Origin of the sequence: Secundilactobacillus mixtipabuli (genome assembly GCF_002217925.1) — a bacterium.
GTDB classification, from domain to species: domain Bacteria; phylum Bacillota; class Bacilli; order Lactobacillales; family Lactobacillaceae; genus Secundilactobacillus; species Secundilactobacillus mixtipabuli.
In genome coordinates this window covers 1-251 of sequence record NZ_BCMF01000050.1, presented here as the reverse complement: position 1 = coordinate 251, position 251 = coordinate 1, and the positions used below count along the sequence as shown (strand labels likewise).

Annotated in this window: 2 rRNA genes; both read left to right on the top strand. The window is 49.0% G+C overall.

The features are described from left to right. A 23S ribosomal RNA gene (locus IWT5_RS11955) occupies positions 1-90 on the top strand; the annotation flags it as partial. A gap of 67 nt (positions 91-157) precedes the next feature. Further along, a 5S ribosomal RNA gene (rrf, locus tag IWT5_RS11950) occupies positions 158-251 on the top strand; the annotation flags it as partial.

The following is a 251-nucleotide window of genomic DNA, read 5'->3' as shown; positions in this document are numbered from 1 at the left end:
CCCTGAGAGATGATCAGGTAGATAGGCTAGAAGTGGAAGTGCAGCGATGCACGGAGCGGACTAGTACTAATCGGTCGAGGACTTAACCACGAGTAGTGGTGTTCATCGGTAAGAGAAAATGATATTGTCTAGTTTTGAGAGCATCAGTTCTCAATAGTGTGGTGGCGATAGCCTGAAGGATACACCTGTTCCCATGTCGAACACAGAAGTTAAGCTTCAGCACGCCAAGAGTAGTTGGGGGATCGCCCCCT